The sequence below is a fragment of the Methylobacterium sp. Leaf93 genome (assembly GCF_001422345.1).
Taxonomy (GTDB): domain Bacteria; phylum Pseudomonadota; class Alphaproteobacteria; order Rhizobiales; family Beijerinckiaceae; genus Methylobacterium; species Methylobacterium bullatum.
Genome location: NZ_LMMS01000001.1, coordinates 645,744 through 663,096, shown reverse-complemented (window position 1 = coordinate 663,096; position 17,353 = coordinate 645,744). Strand labels below are relative to the sequence as shown.

Below are 17,353 nucleotides of genomic sequence, written 5' to 3'. Positions count from 1 at the left end.
CGTCGACGGCGCTGCGTTGATTTCAGTGCGTGGGCGGCCTAACCGATCAGCCGTTCTCGATGCCCCCGATACCTTGCCAGTCAGGCCAGATTCATGAGCGAAACGATCGCGCGCGCCGCATCCTCGGCGCCGGTGCCGATTCTGGGCGGGCTTTCCGCCGTCGCCGAGCGCTACGACCTCATACTGTGCGATGTCTGGGGTGTCCTGCATGACGGGACGCGGGCCCATATGGGAGCCGGCGAGGCGCTGATCCGATTCCGCACCCTGCCCGAGGACGGTCGCCGGCGGCGCGTCATCCTGGTCTCTAACGCGCCCCGCCCCTGGGCCGGCGTCCGGACCATCCTCGACGGCTACGGCGTCCCGCGCGAGGCCTACGACGCCATCCTCACCTCCGGCGATCTGACCCGGCGGCTGATCGCGGAGCATCCGGGCGAGCGCATCCACCATCTCGGGCCGGAACGCGACGCGACGATCTTCGATGGCCTCGACATCCGCCTCGTGGCGGCCGGGGAGGCGGATCGCGTGGTCTGCACCGGCCTGTTCGACGACACGACCGAGACGGCGGAGGATTACCGCGAGACGCTGGCCGGGTTCCGGGCACGGGACGTGCCGATGATCTGCGCCAATCCCGACCTCGTGGTCGAGCGCGAGAAGAAGTTGATCCCCTGCGCCGGTCTGATCGCACAGGCCTATGCTGAGATCGGCGGCGCGGTGACCTATGCCGGCAAGCCGTACCGCCCCGTCTACGAGGCGGCGCTCGCCATGGCGGCGGAGCTCGACGGTGGCTCCGCGCCGGACGTCGCCCGCGTCCTCGCCGTTGGTGACGCCCTGCGCACCGACATCGCGGGGGCGGCGGCCTACGGCATCCCGAACCTGCTGGTGGCGCGCGGAATCCACGCAGAGGAACTGGGCGTCCTCGCCGAACACGACACGCTCGGCGAGGTGTCCGAATGGCTCGCCCGGCAGGAGGTGCGCCCGGATGCCGTCATAGAGCGGCTGGTCTGGTAGCGTTCCCGGATCTCATCGGCCCCGGATCTCATGGGCCCCAAGCGGCGAGACCCGCCGATCAGGAGAACAGGGCGTCGATCTCGTCCTGGGCTGTGGCGGGCCCCTTGATCTGCGGTCCGTTGAGGAGGAGGAGTTCGGCTCGCACCCGGCGCTCTACCTCGGCCGGGTCGACGCCGCCCTCATCCTTTGCCTTCACCGCGGCGGCAAAACGCGTGAGGCGGCCTTCGAGCTGGCGCAGGGATTCGCTCACCTTGGCGATCCGCTGGCCGGTAATGTCCTGGAACGTGCAGGCCTCGAAGATGTCGTTCATCCGTGCCTCGACGGCGGCGCGGTAATTCTTGTCGTTGGGCAGGCTGAGGATTTCCTCGGCTGCATTCATGATGGAGTTCGTCGCCCCCGCCGTTGCCTCGACGACACTGCCGAGTTCCTCATGCGCCATTGGCAGACGGTCACGGGTGAGCTCGTTCGCCCGCAGGGCCGCGATCTCCCTACGGACATGCGCGATGTAGTCGGCGATCTCGACCAACTCCCGGATCAGCGACGGTCGCGTCGATGCCGGGTCAGGGCTGGCCGTCCGTGCCTTTTCCGCCATGGCCATCGCCTGTCGCTCCACGATGCTGTGAGTCGCCGAAGAAAGAGATCGGGTCTGCGGCTCAAGCGCCGCAGACAGCCTCGATCTTGCTCTTCAGCGTCGCCGCATTGAAGGGCTTGACGATGTAGTTGTTCACGCCGGCCTTCTTGGCCGCGATCACGTTCTCGGTCTTCGATTCGGCGGTGACCATGATGAACGGCGTGGTGCGCAGGGCCTCGTCGGCACGCACGTGGCGCAGCAACTCGTAACCGGTCATGGGCTCCATATTCCAATCGGAAATCACGAGGCCGTATTTGCGGTTCTTCAGCCGGGCGAGGGCGGCGGTCCCGTCGGAGGCATCGTCGACCTCTTCGAAGCCGAGCTGCTTGAGCAGGTTGCGGATGATGCGGACCATCGTCTGATAATCGTCCACGACGAGGATCGGCATGCCGAGATCGAGGGCCATGGGTCGGGGTGCTCCGTCGGTGCAGGGCCGGTGCGGCATGCCGCGAACCGGGAAAGTGGCAAAAGAATTGGGGGAAGCGCCGCCTCGCGCCGCCTCTCGTCCGTGAAAGTACCTCGCCCAGCATTGCGAAGCGGTTAACTGCGCAGTGGATCGCGCATCCCCCGTCGATGGGGTGGCCGCTTCCCTTGACCCCCCTCCGGCTTTTCGACAGGTTCCCGCGCGGAATCCCCCACGGCCGCCGCTTCGGCCGCAGCTTCTTCGAGACCCTTTGAACCCGATGGCGCCAGCCGACGATCCTTTTGTGCGCCCCGGAGCCGCCTCCCCGTCGGGGCGGCCCTTCACGATCTGCCGCGAGGACGAAGCGGTGCCGGCGGCCCTTGCCGGGGCCATCGCGGCGATCGGCAATTTCGATGGCGTTCACCGGGGCCACGGCGCTCTCGTGGAGGCCGTCCGCGAGGAGGCCGACCGGCGCGGTGTGCCGGCGGTGATGCTGACCTTCGAACCGCATCCGCGCGCCTATTTCGCGCCCGACCTGCCGATGTTCCGGCTGACGGGACCGGCCGCCAAGGAAATCGTCTTCGCCCGCCTCGGTCTCGACGGCCTGATCGTGCGCCGTTTCGACGCTCTCATGGCGGGGACCACTGCCGCCGAGTTCGTCCACGGCCTGCTCGCGCGCGATCTCGGCCTCAGCGGCGTCGTGATCGGCCACGACTTCCATTTCGGGCGGGGACGCGAGGGAACGCCGGAGGTGCTGGCCCGGCTCTGTGCCGAAGCCTCCCTGGCATGCCGGATCATCCCCCCGGTCTCGATCGGGGAGGGCGAGGCTCCCGTCTCGTCGAGCGCGATCCGGGAAGCCCTGCGACAGGGCGACGTCGTCCGCGCGAACCGGCTTCTCGGCTACCGCTGGTTCGTCTGCGGAGACGTCCGGCACGGCGACAAGCGCGGCCGGACGCTGGGCTATCCCACGGCGAACGTGGCTTTGCCCGATTGTGCCCTCTCTCACGGAATCTATGCCGTCCGCATCGGGTTGCCCGATGGAACGGTGCGGGACGGCGTAGCGAGCTATGGCCGTCGTCCGACCTTCGACGACGGCGCGCCCTTGCTCGAGGTCAACCTGTTCGGTTTCTCGGGCGATCTCTATGGCCGGACCATCGCTGTGGAGTTTCTCGGCTACATCCGCGGCGAAGAACGCTTCTCCGGCGCCGAGGCTTTGATCGCCAGGATGGATGTGGATGCGGCCGAGGCGCGCACGCTCATCGCGAACGACCGCGTTCCGTCGATGATTGGCTGAGATCCGACGCGCGACGGCCGGGGCGCGCCATCCGGCGGATCAGCGCTTGGCGGGATCGATCGAGGCGAGGCGCCGGGCCGCCTGCTGCAGGGCGTCCTGCTGGCCGTTGCCGCTGAGCGCATAGACCGAGCGACCCGCCGTCCAGTAGACGGTCTCGCCGTCGCCCGGGCTCGTCACCTCTCCGGTGAAGGCCGCCTCGTTGGTGCCCCGTGCCGCGAACAGGGAGATCTCGCCGAGATCGGGGGTGTCGATCACGACCTCGACGCCTGCGCCGTGACGCGCGGGCACGATCTGGACGTCGCGCACCGACCAATCCCCCGGAAGGTCCGGCAGGACGATGCCCGTGGCGCTGGAAATGCCAGCCTTGTCGTAGCTCGGCGAGGCGGGCGAGCCGAGACGGACGCGGATCTGGGCTACCTCTCTCGCCTGGCGCGCATCGGCGATCAGGGCCGGATCCACCGGCGCGGCGAAGGTGTCGGGCACGCCGAACACGCCGGTATCCGAATGCGCGATCCAGCCGGCACCCACGAGAAGCACGATCACCGCCGCCCGCTTGAGCCGCTCGCCCACGCGCCGCCAGGCCATGGACCGGTCGAGGCGGCGGGCGGCCGCGCGGTTGCGCTCCGGTCCCGGTCCCGGCAATTGCGAGAAGGCCTGGCGCAGGGCGTCCCTGTCATGCATCTCGGCCATCACCCGCGCCGCCGCCTCCGGCGTGCGGGCGAGATGAGCTTCCACCTCGAGCCGGCGCATGACGTCGAGCTGGCCATCGACGAAGGCGGCGAGGTCACTGTCGGTGATCGGGTCGATCATGACGGTCGTATCCAGTTCAACGATCGGAAACGGCGAGGCTTCCATACAGTCCTGGTACTCGGAGGAACCGAATACCCTCGAATTCTGCGCTGTTACGAGCCGCCAATGGCTTTCGACCCGAGCCGGATGTCCTGCCGGGCATCCTGGCCGTTCCAGTCGCTGACGAGGCGCAGATGCGGTCGCTCGGGTCTGGCCGTCCCCGAACCCGGCAAGGATTCGGAGCGACTGCGGCCGGTCTGGCCTTCTTCGAAGGCGCGAAGGGCGGCGCGACCGCGACCGAGGCGGGACATCAGCGTGCCGATGGGAATTCCGAGCACGGCCGCTGCATCGGCATAGGCCATGCCTTCGAGGGTCACGAGGTGGAGCGCGGCGCGCTGCTCCTCCGGCAGGGTCAGGAAGGCCTGACGGATCTGTGCGAGACGCACCTGTCCCTCCTGCGCGGGCGGCACGCTCTCGTCACCCATCTGGACGAGGGCTTCGGCATGGCGGGCTTCCACCCGCTTGCGGCGCTGGTCGTCGATGAAGACGTTGTGCAGCACCGTCATCATCCAGGTCCGCAGGTTGGTGTTCGGCCTCACGGAGAGACCGGATTCCAGCGCGCGGACGAGAGTATCGTGGACGAGGTCGTCTGCCTTCAGCGCGTCGCGCGTCAGCGAACGCGCATAGCGTCGCAGCGGGACCAGAAGGTCGACGATGGAGGAAGCGGAGGCGGTCTGAGTGGGTTCGGCCGTCATGGTCAGTTAACGCGCGAGCCCGGCCGGCTAATCCGACCGAGCAGCACGCTATCGATAGGTCGCTTCGATATTTAGGCCGCCCGAACCGTGTCCAGGAAGTTTCGCACCTGGACGTCGAGGTGTTCGGCCTGGACCGACAGTTCCGAGGCGGAAACGAGGACTTGCGCCGCTGCTGCGCCGGCGCCCTCGGCCGCATTGGCGACACCGGTGATCGTGAGCGTCACCCGCTCTGTCCCCTGGGCGGCCTGCCCGACGTTGCGCACGATCTCCTGCGTGGCCGAGCCCTGCTCCTCGACGGCCGCCGCGATCGCTGACGCCACGTTACTCATCTCGTCGATCCGTCCTGAAATCGAGTCGATCGCCGTAGCCGCCTCGCCGGTCGAGACCTGGATCGCACTGATCTGGCGGGCGATCTCCTCCGTGGCCTTCGCGGTCTGGCCGGCCAACTCCTTCACCTCGGACGCGACCACAGCGAAACCGCGGCCCGCATCGCCGGCCCGCGCCGCCTCGATAGTGGCGTTGAGCGCCAGCAGGTTGGTCTGCGCGGCGATGCTATTGATCAGCCCGACGACATCGCCGATCCGGGCCGCCCCCTCGCGCAGGGTCCGCACCAGTCCGGCGGTCTTGGCCGCCTCGGACACGGTGGAACCGGCGAGGTCGGCCGAGGACTGAACCTGGCGGCCGATCTCGGTGATCGAGGAGCCGAGTTCCTCGGCCGCCGCAGCGACCATGGTGACGTTCGAGGCGGCGTGGCCCGCAGCGATCGCGACCGTCGTCGATTGGCTTGCCGTCTCGGTCGCGGCCGAACTCATGCTCTCGGCGGTCATCCGCAACTCGGTCGAGGACGAAGCGACCGCCCGGATGATGCCACCGATGGCGGTCTCGAACGACCCGGCGAGATCGCTCATTGTCACCTTGCGCAGCACCTCCGTGTCGGCGCGCGCCACAGCGGCTTCCGCTTCCAGAGCCTTGGAGCGGATTATGTTGTCCTTGAAGATCTGCACCGCTGCGGACATCGCACCGACCTCGTCCCGGCGTCCCGCACCGGGAATTTCAGCCGAGACGTCGTCGGCGGCGAGCCGGGTCATCGCGGCGGTCATGCCGCGGATCGGGCGGGCTATGCCGAGATGCAGGAGCAGCAGCGAGGCGAGCGCTGCGAGGATCATGAGACCGAGGCCGGCGAAGCTGGCCCTGCGCGAAGAGGCGATCGCGGCCTGGGAGGCGGCGGTACGCTCACTCAGCCGCGCAGTCTCCACGGCCGCGATCTCGCCGGCCAGGACGCGAAGACCGTCCATCGCCGCCTTGCCGGTCCCTGAAATCTCGATCTGGCGTGCCTCGGCCTGCGTCGCGGGATCGCGCATCAGGGCGATCTCGCGCAAGGCGACCTCGTTGTTCCATCGGTGACCCAGAGCGTTGTAGGCCGCGAGCCGCGCCTGTTGCGCCGCGTTGTCCGCCGTGAGGCGCTTGGCCGCCGCGAGGGCCGCCACGTAGGCTTCGCCAGCGGTATTGTAGGTGGCGAGGAAGGCTTCGTCTCCCGAAAGCAGATAACCGCGCACGCCCGTCTCAGCAGAGACCATCGCGCCGCTGAGCCGATCGACCGCGCTCAGGACCTGATGCGTATGATCCGTCAAGGACTCGGTCTGCTCGATCGTAGCAAGGGTCGTCAGCGACACCATCGAAACCCCGATGCTAATCGCGACTGCGAAGGACATCGCGACACCGATTTTCACGGCAATTTTTAGACCTACGATCCACGACAACATGACGACGGAGCTCCGGGGCGTCGAGGCGCCGACTTGCTCGGCCTCGATTGCGCCGCGGAGAATGTCGTGTCGGCATTAATTTTCTATTTTAGAACCGAGATCTCCCACGAACTAAGCAGGTTTCGCAAAAGTGTTGCCGGTTTTATGCCATAAAACCCGCTACGATATAGATATCTAAGCAAGGTGAGGCGTTGCCGTGCCGATGCCACCCTGCTGCCATGATCGATCGACCCGCGAGCCCGACCAGCCGGAACCCTACTGATAGGTAGCCTTGAGATTCAGCGTGCAGGTTCGTCCGATGCCTTCGTAATGCTCGGCGAGCCAAGCCTGCGCCGCCGCGCGGCCCTTGTCGCGCAGCCCTTCGAACACGCGGATCCGGGCATCCATCCGCGAGGAGGCCTTGTAATCGTCGAGGGCCCCAGTCCCATCGATGCGATGGACCAGCATGCGGTGGTAGTCGTTGCGGCCGAGCACGCCGTCCTCGATCAACCCGTCGACGAAATCGATGGCGCGCAGTTCCCGCATCAGGTTGGCGTTGAAGGTGATCTCGTTGAGCCGGTCCTGGATCTCCTCGCGCGAGCGAGGGGTCTCGCGGCGTTCCACCGGATTGATCTGCACCAGCACCACGTCGCGGGTCCGGGCCCCGTGGAAGAGCGGGTAGATCGGCGGGTTGCCGAGATAGCCGCCGTCCCAATAGGGCACGCCGTCGATCTCCACCGCCTGGAACACCGTCGGCAGGCAGGCCGAGGCCATCAGATGGTCGATGCTGAGGGAATCCCGCTCGAAGACGGCGAGCTTGCCCGTCCAGACATTGGTGGCCGAAACATAGATCCCGGCGGTCTCCGCCGTCCGGAGGCGCTCGAAATCCACGTGCTTGGCCAGGGCCTTGCGCAGCGGGTTCACGTTGAGCGGGTTGGAGACGTAGGGGCTGGTCTTGAGCGCCCGCGTCCAGAAGTCCAGGACTGGGTTCTCGTTCCAGAAGTCGAACAGCCGGTCGAACAGGCCGCGCTGGGCCGGCCACAGGTCGCCGTCGAGGCTCGCCTCGCGCCAGAACCGGTCGAGGGCGGCACGGGCGCCCTCCGGCCCTCCGGCGATCCAGCCATCAACCATCACGACCGCGTTCATCGCCCCGGCACTGGCACCGGTGACGGCCTCGAAGGCGAGGCGACCATCCTCGATCAAGGCATCGAGCACGCCCCAGGTGAAGGCGCCATGGGCGCCGCCGCCCTGCAGGGCCAGCGCGACGGTCTTCTCGGCATTCGGACCGGCCAGGCTGACGGGCGGGCGCGAGGCGGGGCGCGGCGGGGCCACTTCCATATCGGTAGAAGGCGAATCGATCGGGGCAGGCTGTTGGGAATCGAGCATCGTCAGCTCCACATGGCAGAATTGCACAGACGCATCGATACAGTGCGCATGGACATGCTGCATTGCAGCATCAAAGGTCGCAGGGCAGCAAACCGGTGGCTGCATGGATCGGTTCCGCTTGGGCCGTTCCTATGGCGGATGGCGGACATGTCGCACTGCGCCAATTCCCTCGACATCGCCCATGGGATAAGACATGTCAGCCGACGCTGGGCGAACGTGTTGCGCGCGGTCCGTCCTGCCCCGTGGTTCCACCATGCGGTACGCGGACTTGACGCATGCGCCGCGCCATCTCAGCTAACCGGCAGGGGTCTCGATCACGGGACCCTTCACCCGATCTTTGCAAAGGATCGGCAGGATTTGATACCAGACGACCATGGCCGGGCGCTCGCTAAAGGGCAGGCCAGGCCATAAGCAAGGTCAGCGATGGACGCCATGATGGAAGCCACTTCCGCCGATCCGTTCGGCCCCGGCATTTCGATTACCGGCCCGGAGATCGCCGGTCCGACGCCGCGTCACCGCACGGTGGGGGTCACGGTGGGTGAGGGCGAGGGGGCCGTCACCGTCGGCGGAGGCGCCCCGGTCGTCGTCCAGTCGATGACCAACACCGACACGGCCGATATCGACGCCACCGTGGCGCAGGTCGCTGCCCTGTCGCGGGCCGGCTCCGAACTCGTGCGCATCACCGTCGACCGCGACGAGGCGGCCGCCGCGGTCCCGAAGATCCGCGACCGTCTGGCCCGCATCGGCGTCCATGTGCCCCTGGTGGGCGACTTCCACTATATCGGCCACAAGCTCCTCTCCGATCACCCGGCCTGCGCCGAGGCCCTGGCCAAGTACCGGATCAATCCGGGCAATGTCGGTTTCAAGGAGAAGAAGGACACACAGTTCTCGACCATCGTCGAGCAGGCGATCCGCTACGGCAAGACCATCCGCATCGGCGCCAATTGGGGCTCGCTGGACGAGGCCCTGCTCACCCACCTGATGGACGAGAACGCCCGGTCCGCGCGTCCCATCGATGCGCGCGCCGTGATGCGCGAGGCCATGGTGCGCTCGGCCCTGTCCTCGGCCCAGCGCGCCGAGGAACTCGGCCTTCCCAAGAACCGGATCATCCTCTCGGCCAAGGTCTCGGCGGTGCAGGATCTGATCGCGGTCTACCGCGAGGTCGCCAGGCGCTCGGACTACGCGATCCATCTCGGCCTCACCGAGGCCGGCATGGGCTCGAAGGGTCTGGTCGCGGCCTCCGCGGCCATCGGCGTGCTGCTCCAGGAAGGCATCGGCGACACGATCCGCTATTCGCTGACCCCGATGCCCGGCGGCGACCGCACCGTGGAGGTCAAGGCCTCGCAGGAACTCCTGCAGACCATGGGCTTCCGCACCTTCGTGCCGATGGTGGCCGCCTGTCCCGGCTGCGGCCGCACCACCTCGACCACGTTCCAGGAACTCGCCCGCGACATCCAGAACTGGATCGTCACCTCGATGCCGGAATGGAAGAAGACCTATCCGGGAGTCGAGGGCCTGAACGTCGCTGTGATGGGCTGCATCGTCAACGGACCCGGCGAATCGAAGCATGCCGATATCGGCATCTCGCTGCCCGGCACCGGCGAGACCCCCACCGCACCGGTCTTCATCGACGGCAAGAAGGCGATGACCCTGCGCGGCGCCACGCTGGCCAAGGATTTCGAGACGGTGGTGATCGACTATATCGAGCGCCGTTTCGGCCAGGGCGCCCGCACCGCCGCCGAGTGAGCCCGTCCGTCGTGACGCCCGTCGCCCCGCGCTGCTCCGGCACGCGGGGCGACTTCGCTCGCCTTCCCGGGGAAGCCTTCCCGGACATCACGGGATCGTCGTTCTCGGCGTCACACCCGCATGATACGACTTTGGCATGCTTCGCGCTGGGAGCCGTCGTGCACCGGTACCTCAGGGGCCGGCCGCCGGTTCGGCCGCGACGTGTCCGTGTGAGGCGGGACAGGGGAGCGATCACGGCTCGCCCGTCTCCGTCGCTACGTCACGCTCCAAAAAATCCGAGCCTCCCCATTCGATTCCTTTCCCCGTCGCAGAAGCCTGATCGCAGCGCATGACGCAAACCTCCATCCCGAGCGTCCCCGGCGCTCAGCCAGGCCCCGCGGCCCATCCCGAGACGGGGTCGGGCGAGCATGGGTCGGGCAATCACGGGCATGGGAAGACGAGCTTCTGGACGCTGGTCGTCGGTTCTGTCGGCGTCGTCTACGGAGACATCGGCACCAGCCCGCTCTACGCCTTCCGTGAGGCGCTCGGCCCGGCGCGGGCGGACGGCATCCTGCTGACCGAGGAAGTCCTCGGCACGACGTCGCTGATCCTCTGGGCGCTCCTGCTGATCGTCACGATCAAATACGTCGTCATCCTGCTGCGCATGGACAATAACGGCGAGGGCGGAATCCTCTCGCTGATGGCCCTGGCCCGCAAGGCGCTGGGCGGGTCGCGTATCGTGTTCATGCTCGGGCTGCTCGGCGCCTCTCTGTTCTACGGCGACGCCGTCATCACGCCGGCCATCTCCGTGCTCTCGGCCGTGGAGGGCCTGAAGCTCGTCACCCCGGCCTTCGAGCATTACGTGCTGCCGATCACGGTGGCGATCATCTTCGCCCTGTTCATGGTCCAGAGCCGGGGCACCAGCAAGGTGGCGGCCTTCTTCGGCCCAATCATGGTGGTCTGGTTCCTGGCGCTGGGGCTCGCGGCCCTGCCGCACATCGTCTCGCGGCCGGAGGTCTTCCAGGCGTTCAATCCCTGGTACGCGGTGCACTACCTCCTCGGTCACGGCACCGGGGCGCTGGTGGCGCTGGGCGCGGTCTTCCTCGCGGTGACCGGCGCCGAGGCGCTGTTCGCCGATCTCGGGCATTTCGGACGCCGGCCGATCCAGGTGGCCTGGCTCGGCCTCGTGGCGCCGTGCCTGACCCTGAACTATCTCGGCCAGACGGCGCTGGTCCTCAACGTGCCCGACACGACGGATCCGTTCTACCAGCTCGTGCCCGAATGGGGCCTTCTGCCCATGGTGATCCTGGCGACCATCGCCACCGTCACCGCGAGCCAGGCCGTCATCACCGGGGCGTTCTCCCTGTCGCGCCAGGCTATCCAGCTCGGCCTGCTTCCGCGCCTCGAGATCCGCCACACCTCGGAATCGCATTCCGGCCAGATCTTCCTGCCGCAGGTGAACATCCTGTTGCTGATCGGGGTCGTGGTCCTGGCGATCCTGTTCCGGTCGTCCTCGGCCCTGGCCTCCGCCTACGGCATCGCCGTGACGGGAACGATGCTGCTGACCGCGAGCATGGGCTTCATCGTGCTCTGGAAGTCGTGGAAATGGTCGCCGATCGCCGCCGCCGCCGCGATCATGCCGTTCATCGTCATCGAGTTCCTGTTCCTGCTCTCGAATCTGCTCAAGGTGTTCGAGGGCGGCTACGTGCCCCTCGTGCTGGCCGGGATGCTCATCATCGTGATGTGGACCTGGGTGCGGGGCGTGAACATCCTGTTCAACAAGACCCGCAAGACAGACGTGCCGCTGCTCGAACTCGTGGGCATGCTGGAGAAGAGCCCACCCCATCACGTGCGCGGCACGGCGGTGTTCCTCACCAGCGACCCGTCCATCGCCCCGGCGGCCCTGCTGCACAACCTTAAGCACAACAAGGTGCTGCACGAGAAGAACGTGATTCTCACGGTCGAGACCGTGGACACCCCCCGTGCAAGCGAGGCGGACCGTATCCGCATGGAGCCGATCGGCCCGCACTTCTCGAAGATCGTGATGAAGTTCGGCTACATGGAGCAGCCCAACATCCCGCGGACGCTGACGCTCCTGAAGAAGCAGGGCTTCAAGTTCGACATCATGGCGACGTCGTTCTTCCTGTCGCGCCGTTCGATCCGCCCCGCCGCGCATTCCGGTATGCCGCTCTGGCAAGACCGGATCTTCATCACGCTCGCCAAGAACGCCAACGACGCCACCGACTTCTTCCAGATCCCCACCGGCCGTGTCGTGGAAGTGGGGACTCAGGTCACCGTCTGAACCGGCCGGGTCACGGCCTCGGCAGGTTGATGACGGGCGGCGGCGGTGGCGCCTCGGGGGCAAGGGCCGCCAGCGTCGCCGGGCTCTTGGCATGGGCGGCGACACGCGTTCTCGCCACCGGCTTCGATGAGGCTTTGAGGTGCGCGCCCTGGCCTACGGCGGAGTGGGAGGCGGTGACCGCGCGATCCGGTTCCGCCTGAGCCGTCGAGGCGGGCTGCGTGCCCGTCACCTCCGGTAAGGCGGAGGCCACAGGTGTCGCCGGAACACCGGCGGGAGCAGGATTCGCGACGGCCTGGACCGGTGCGGCCGGAGCTGCCTCCGAGGCCGCCGCCGCATAGGCCAGGGCGGCCGGCGGCCGGGCCTGCTCCACGGCGCCGGGCTTGCGCTTCTCGTAGAAGGCGTTGCCGCCGGCCACCGCCACGTAATGCATGTTGTTGTAGTGGAACGTGCGGCCCGCCGTGTGGAAGTACATGGCGCGACCGACCTTCGGGTGGCGCTGGCCGGCCAGGACCGCATCGGCCGCGTCCGCGACCTTGGTCAGGTCCTTCTCCGCCATGGGCTTGGTGAGCACGCCGGTGGCGAACTGTCGGGGCTGGCCGACCACGGCGCAGATGCCGCCGTTCGGGAAGGCGGCGGCTTCGAGGCGGTTCATCACCACCGTGCCGACGGCGAGCAGGCCTTCGGAATCGCTGCGGTTCGATTCGAAATACATGGCGCGGCCGAGACAGTCGCGCTCTTGGTCGCTCACCGCCATGGGTTTGGCCGCAAGGCCCGGGCCGCCGAGGGAGCCGGTCGTGGTGGGGGAATTACAGGCACCGAGGCCCATCGTCGTCATCAGCAGGACCCCGTAGAGTCCCGTCGTCGCCGATCGGGGATACCCCATGCCGTCTCGCTCCCGTCCGTTTCCTGGACGGTCTAGCTCGGCGGGAAATGTGGTTTCTTTTCGGATACGGTCCGGGAGGTTCGCTCATCTTCCCGATGCTGTGGCTTGAGGGTCACGCCCGGCTTTTCTCTCTCCGGCCAGGGCGAACCCGATCCGTGCCTCAGAGCATCGGCAGGTGCGCGGGTTTGGCCCCGCGCGGAAAGGCATCGTCGAGGCGCTGCCATTGACCATCGGTCAGCGTCAGCTCGCCGGCGGCGGCGTTCTCCTCCACATGCGCGATTCGCGCGGCCTTCGGGATCGCGAGGACGGAGGGCGACCGCGTCAGCGCCGCGAGGGCGACCTGCCGCTGCGTCGCTCCCGTCTCGGCGGCGATCTCTCCGAGCACGCGTCCGCCGGCCGAGTCCGGCTCGGGGAAGTCGTCATGGCCGAAGGGGCTGTAGGCGACCAATGCGACGCCATGCGCCGCGCACCAGGGAAGGACGGCATGTTCGATCGCCCTTTCCCCGAGATGATACAGCACCTGATTGCAGGCGATGCGGCCCTCGCCGGCCACGGCGAGAGCGTCTTCGAGATCGGGGACGTCGAAATTACTGACGCCCCAGGAGAGGAGCTTGCCCTGCCGGACCAAGCCCTCGAAGGCACCGATGGTGTCCTCCAGCGGAGTTCCGCCCCGCCAGTGCAGGAGATAGCTGTCGAGCCGGTCCGTCTTCAGGCGCGCCAGCGAACGCTCGCAGGCGGTGACGACGGATCGGGCCGAGGCATGGTTCGGCAGCACCTTCGAGACGAGGAACACCTCGTCGCGCCGTCCAGCGATCGCCTCCGCCACCACGAGTTCGGCCTCGCCATACATCTCGGCGGTGTCGATATGGCTCATTCCGAGATCGAGGCCCCGCCGCAGGGCGGCGACGGCGTCGGGCCGGTGTGCCTCGTCAAGATACCACGTGCCCTGGCCAATGACGGAGACGGACCGCCCGGTCGGCCCGAAGGTCGCCTGCCGCATTCGGATCTCCCCTCGAATGGCCCACGGCCGGATGCATGTCCGGTCGTATGGCTGCGCCTCAGGCCGTCAGGGTGCCGTGGCAGTGCTTGTACTTCTTGCCCGAGCCGCAGGGGCAGGGCTCGTTGCGCCCCACGCGGCCCCAGGTGGTGGCGTCGTTCGGGTCGCGCTCGATCACGGCCGCGTCGGTGGACATCGCCTGCGCGGCGTAGCCGTAGGCCGGCCCGCCGCCGCCGCTGCTGCCCGTGCCGCGCCCGGCATAATCCATCTCGTTCTCGCCGGTGACGGGATCGAGGTGCTGGGCGAACATGGACGGCAGTTCCGGGCTCGAGAACGGGTTCGCCCCTTGCGAGTCCTGCTCCTGGTACGTGATCTCGATGCGGGACAACTGCTGGGTCACCTGCTCGCGCAGGCTGCCGACGAGGCCGTTGAAGAGCTCGAACGCCTCCGACTTGTACTCGTTGAGCGGATCACGCTGGGCGAAGCCACGCCAGCCGATCACCTGGCGCAGGTGGTCGAGGGTGACGAGATGCTCGCGCCAGAGATGGTCGAGGGTCTGAAGCAGAACCTGCTTCTCGACATAGGTCATGACCTCGGGCGTGTTCTTCTCGGTGCGGGCGGCATAGGCCTCGTCGGAGGCGGTGCGCAGGCGGTCGCGCATCTCCTCGTCGGCGATGCCCTCTTCCCTGGCCCAATCCTCCACCGGCACGTCGAGGTTCAGCACCTCGGTGACGCGCAGGCGCAGGCCCTCAATGTCCCACTGCTCGGCATAGGCGTTCTCGGGCACGTGGACGGCGACGAGATCGTCGACGACGCCGTGACGCATCTCGTCCACGGTCTCGCGCACGCTGTCCTGGCCCATGAAGTCGCGACGCTGCTCGAACACGACCTTGCGCTGGTCGTTCATGACGTTGTCGTACTTGAGCACGTTCTTGCGCATGTCGAAGTTGCGCGCCTCGACCTTCTGCTGCGCCTTCTCGATCGCCTTGTTGATCCAGGGGTGGATGATCGCCTCACCCTTCTCCAGGCCGAGGCGGGTGAGCATCCCATCCATGCGGTCGGAGCCGAAGATCCGCATCAGGTCGTCCTGAAGGGACAGGTAGAATTTCGAGCGGCCGGGATCGCCCTGTCGGCCGGAGCGGCCGCGCAGCTGGTTATCGATGCGCCGCGATTCGTGACGCTCGGTGCCGATGATGTAGAGGCCGCCGGGCAGGGCCTTCTTGCGCCCGGCCTCCGGGTCGGCCGGCTCGCCCGAGGCCAGCACCTTGGCGCGGTTCTCCTCGATCTCGGCCTTGATCGCCGCCGCCTTCGCGTCCCGCTCGGCGCCTTCGGGCAGGCCGGCGAGCTCCTTCTCCAGGCGCATCTCGAGGTTGCCGCCGAGTTTGATGTCGGTGCCGCGCCCGGCCATGTTGGTGGCGATGGTGATGGCGCCCGGCACGCCGGCTTCGGCGACGATATAGGCCTCCTGCTCGTGGAAGCGGGCGTTCAGCACCGCGAAGGTCTTCGTCACCCGGCCTTCGCGGGCGGCGGCGTAGACGTCGGTCAGCGCGTTGAGGTCGGAATAGTCGAGCTGGCGGAAGCCGGCCTTGGTGAGCATCTCGGCCAGGTGCTGCGACTTCTCGATGGAGCCGGTGCCGACTAGGATCGGCTGGTGGCGCGCATGCGCCTTCTCGATCTCCGCGATGATGCCGTCGTACTTCTCGCCCACCGTCCGGTAGACCTCGTCATCCTCGTCGACGCGCTCGACCTCCTTGTTGGTCGGGATGTCGACGACTTCGAGCTTGTAGATCTCGGCGAATTCATCGGCCTCGGTGGAGGCGGTGCCGGTCATGCCGGCGAGCTTGGAATAGAGCCGGAAGTAGTTCTGGAAGGTGATCGAGGCGAGCGTCTGGTTCTCGGGCTGGATCGTCACCCGCTCCTTGGCTTCGAGGGCCTGATGCAGGCCCTCCGAGTAGCGTCGGCCCTGCATCATGCGGCCGGTGAACTCGTCGATGATCACCACCTCGTCGTTCTTGACGATGTAGTCCTTGTCCAGGGTGAACAGGGTGTGGGCGCGAAGCGCCTGGTTCACGTGATGGACGAGGCTGACATTGTGGGCGTCGTAGAGGTCACCCTCCTTTAGCAAGTCGGCGCCGCGAAGCAGATCCTCGATGAACTCGTTGCCGCTCTCGGTGAGCGAGACCGAGCGCTGCTTCTCGTCGAGGTCATAATGCTCCTTTTCGAGATGCGGCATCAGCGCGTCGACGGAGACGTAGAGCTCAGAGCGATCGTCCACGGGACCGGAGATGATGAGCGGCGTGCGCGCCTCGTCGATCAGGATCGAATCGACCTCGTCGACGATCGCGTAATTGTGCCCGCGCTGCGACAGCTGCGAGAGCTCGTACTTCATGTTGTCGCGCAGGTAGTCGAAGCCGAACTCGTTGTTGGTGCCGTAGGTGATGTCGCAGGCATAGGCGTCCCGACGCTGCTCGTCATCGAGCCCGTGGACGATGGTGCCGACGGTGAGGCCGAGGAAGCGATAGACCCGGCCCATCCACTCCGCGTCGCGGGAGGCGAGGTAGTCGTTCACCGTGACCACGTGCACGCCGAGGCCCGACAGGGCGTTCAGGTAGACCGGCAGCGTCGCCACCAGGGTCTTGCCTTCGCCGGTGCGCATCTCGGCGATGCCGCTCTCGTGAAGAACCATGCCGCCGATGAGCTGCACGTCGAAATGGCGCTGGCCGAGGGCGCGCTTGGCCCCTTCGCGCACGGTGGCGAAAGCGGGAACGAGGATATCGTCGAGGGTCTTCCCGGCAGCGAGCTCGGCCTTCAGCATGTCCGTCCGGGCACGCAGGGCCTCGTCCGACAGGGCGGAGATCTCCGGCTCCAGGGCATTGATCTCGGCGACGCGGGGGCGATAGCCCTTGACGCGGCGATCGTTGGACGAGCCGAATATCTTCTTAGCGAGGGCGCCGAGCATCGTGAACCTGCGGTCGATCGAAATATCAGAAGGCGTGAGTTGGCCGGGCTTATAGAGGTAAATATTGCACGGCGCATCCGAAAGGGCGGACTGCCTTCAACTCCGAAGGCCAAGGGGGCCGCGTCCGCCGTCGTCGCCTTTGGACGGCAGTCGATCTGCTAAAGCGCCAAAGCGGCTCTTTGGTTCTCGATGATGCGCACCAGAGCCAGGGCCGTGAGCTCCGAGGATTTCGGATTGGCCGGCAGGGCCTGATTCTCGATGCTCATGTCGAGGGTCCCGAAAGCGCCCGTCGCCTGGAGGCGATGTCCGTTGCCGGTGGCGCGGGGATCCGCCACCAGGGCGATACGGAGCGGCCGACCGCGATCCGGCCGCGCCGCCGAAAGATTGGAGAGGAGAGACAAGGGCCGGTATCCCCATGACTGGCGAAGGCTGACACGGCTCGACGCCCTGTTGCGCGATCTCGAGAAATCTTCGGTCGC

14 protein-coding genes are annotated in these 17,353 nt (G+C 67.2%); 4 read left to right on the top strand and 10 right to left on the bottom strand.

The features are described 5' to 3' along the window. The first annotated feature begins 93 nt into the window (after positions 1 to 93). Positions 94 to 1,008 (top strand): TIGR01459 family HAD-type hydrolase, encoded by a 915-nt coding sequence (locus tag ASF26_RS02855; protein ID WP_056249187.1) that lies wholly within the window; start codon positions 94 to 96, stop codon positions 1,006 to 1,008. Positions 1,009 to 1,066: 58 nt separating this feature from the next. On the opposite strand, the gene ASF26_RS02850 is transcribed toward ASF26_RS02855, so the two are convergent. Beyond that, positions 1,067 to 1,606, bottom strand: coding sequence for a protein phosphatase CheZ (locus tag ASF26_RS02850; RefSeq protein ID WP_082477486.1), 540 nt, complete (start codon positions 1,604 to 1,606; stop codon positions 1,067 to 1,069). Between the two features lie 55 nt (positions 1,607 to 1,661). Next, positions 1,662 to 2,045, bottom strand: a complete 384-nt coding sequence (locus ASF26_RS02845) for a response regulator (RefSeq protein ID WP_018046001.1) — start codon at positions 2,043 to 2,045, stop codon at positions 1,662 to 1,664. Positions 2,046 to 2,322: 277 nt separating this feature from the next. Between ASF26_RS02845 and ASF26_RS02840 the strand changes: the two genes are divergently transcribed. Beyond that, positions 2,323 to 3,336 carry a bifunctional riboflavin kinase/FAD synthetase gene (locus ASF26_RS02840; RefSeq protein WP_056249184.1) on the top strand — a complete coding sequence of 338 codons (1,014 nt, stop codon included), beginning with the start codon at positions 2,323 to 2,325 and terminating at the stop codon, positions 3,334 to 3,336. 39 nt (positions 3,337 to 3,375) lie between these two features. Here ASF26_RS02840 and ASF26_RS02835 read toward each other — a convergent pair whose 3' ends face one another. From ASF26_RS02835 to ASF26_RS02820, 4 genes are all read right to left on the bottom strand, one after another. After that, positions 3,376 to 4,146 (bottom strand): anti-sigma factor, encoded by a 771-nt coding sequence (locus ASF26_RS02835; protein WP_056249816.1) that lies wholly within the window; start codon positions 4,144 to 4,146, stop codon positions 3,376 to 3,378. Positions 4,147 to 4,238: 92 nt separating this feature from the next. After that, complete coding sequence (locus ASF26_RS02830) at positions 4,239 to 4,880, bottom strand: sigma-70 family RNA polymerase sigma factor (RefSeq protein WP_056249181.1); 642 nt, start codon at positions 4,878 to 4,880, stop codon at positions 4,239 to 4,241. A gap of 71 nt (positions 4,881 to 4,951) precedes the next feature. Continuing rightward, positions 4,952 to 6,511 (bottom strand): CHASE3 domain-containing protein, encoded by a 1,560-nt coding sequence (locus tag ASF26_RS02825; RefSeq protein WP_348271073.1) that lies wholly within the window; start codon positions 6,509 to 6,511, stop codon positions 4,952 to 4,954. Between the two features lie 387 nt (positions 6,512 to 6,898). Then, on the bottom strand, positions 6,899 to 7,960 hold the full coding sequence (locus ASF26_RS02820) for a patatin-like phospholipase family protein (RefSeq protein WP_244475811.1): 1,062 nt from the start codon (positions 7,958 to 7,960) through the stop codon (positions 6,899 to 6,901). 480 nt (positions 7,961 to 8,440) lie between these two features. Between ASF26_RS02820 and ispG the strand changes: the two genes are divergently transcribed. Together ispG and ASF26_RS02810 are read left to right on the top strand one after the other, a co-directional pair. After that, on the top strand, positions 8,441 to 9,754 hold the full coding sequence (ispG, locus tag ASF26_RS02815; protein ID WP_187273356.1) for a flavodoxin-dependent (E)-4-hydroxy-3-methylbut-2-enyl-diphosphate synthase: 1,314 nt from the start codon (positions 8,441 to 8,443) through the stop codon (positions 9,752 to 9,754). Positions 9,755 to 10,082: 328 nt separating this feature from the next. Continuing rightward, on the top strand, positions 10,083 to 12,035 hold the full coding sequence (locus ASF26_RS02810) for a potassium transporter Kup (protein ID WP_056249180.1): 1,953 nt from the start codon (positions 10,083 to 10,085) through the stop codon (positions 12,033 to 12,035). 10 nt (positions 12,036 to 12,045) lie between these two features. Here ASF26_RS02810 and ASF26_RS02805 read toward each other — a convergent pair whose 3' ends face one another. From ASF26_RS02805 to ASF26_RS02790, 4 genes are all read right to left on the bottom strand, one after another. Next, positions 12,046 to 12,789 (bottom strand): cell wall hydrolase, encoded by a 744-nt coding sequence (locus ASF26_RS02805; protein WP_244475810.1) that lies wholly within the window; start codon positions 12,787 to 12,789, stop codon positions 12,046 to 12,048. A 289-nt stretch (positions 12,790 to 13,078) separates the two neighbouring features. After that, positions 13,079 to 13,918: an aldo/keto reductase gene (locus ASF26_RS02800; RefSeq protein WP_056249175.1), complete on the bottom strand. Its 840-nt coding sequence runs from the start codon at positions 13,916 to 13,918 to the stop codon at positions 13,079 to 13,081. A 58-nt stretch (positions 13,919 to 13,976) separates the two neighbouring features. Next, positions 13,977 to 16,874 (bottom strand): preprotein translocase subunit SecA, encoded by a 2,898-nt coding sequence (gene secA / locus ASF26_RS02795; protein WP_056249172.1) that lies wholly within the window; start codon positions 16,872 to 16,874, stop codon positions 13,977 to 13,979. Positions 16,875 to 17,032: 158 nt separating this feature from the next. Further along, positions 17,033 to 17,275 carry an aspartate dehydrogenase domain-containing protein gene (locus tag ASF26_RS02790; protein WP_056249170.1) on the bottom strand — a complete coding sequence of 81 codons (243 nt, stop codon included), beginning with the start codon at positions 17,273 to 17,275 and terminating at the stop codon, positions 17,033 to 17,035. Between the last annotated feature and the right edge of the window lie 78 nt (positions 17,276 to 17,353).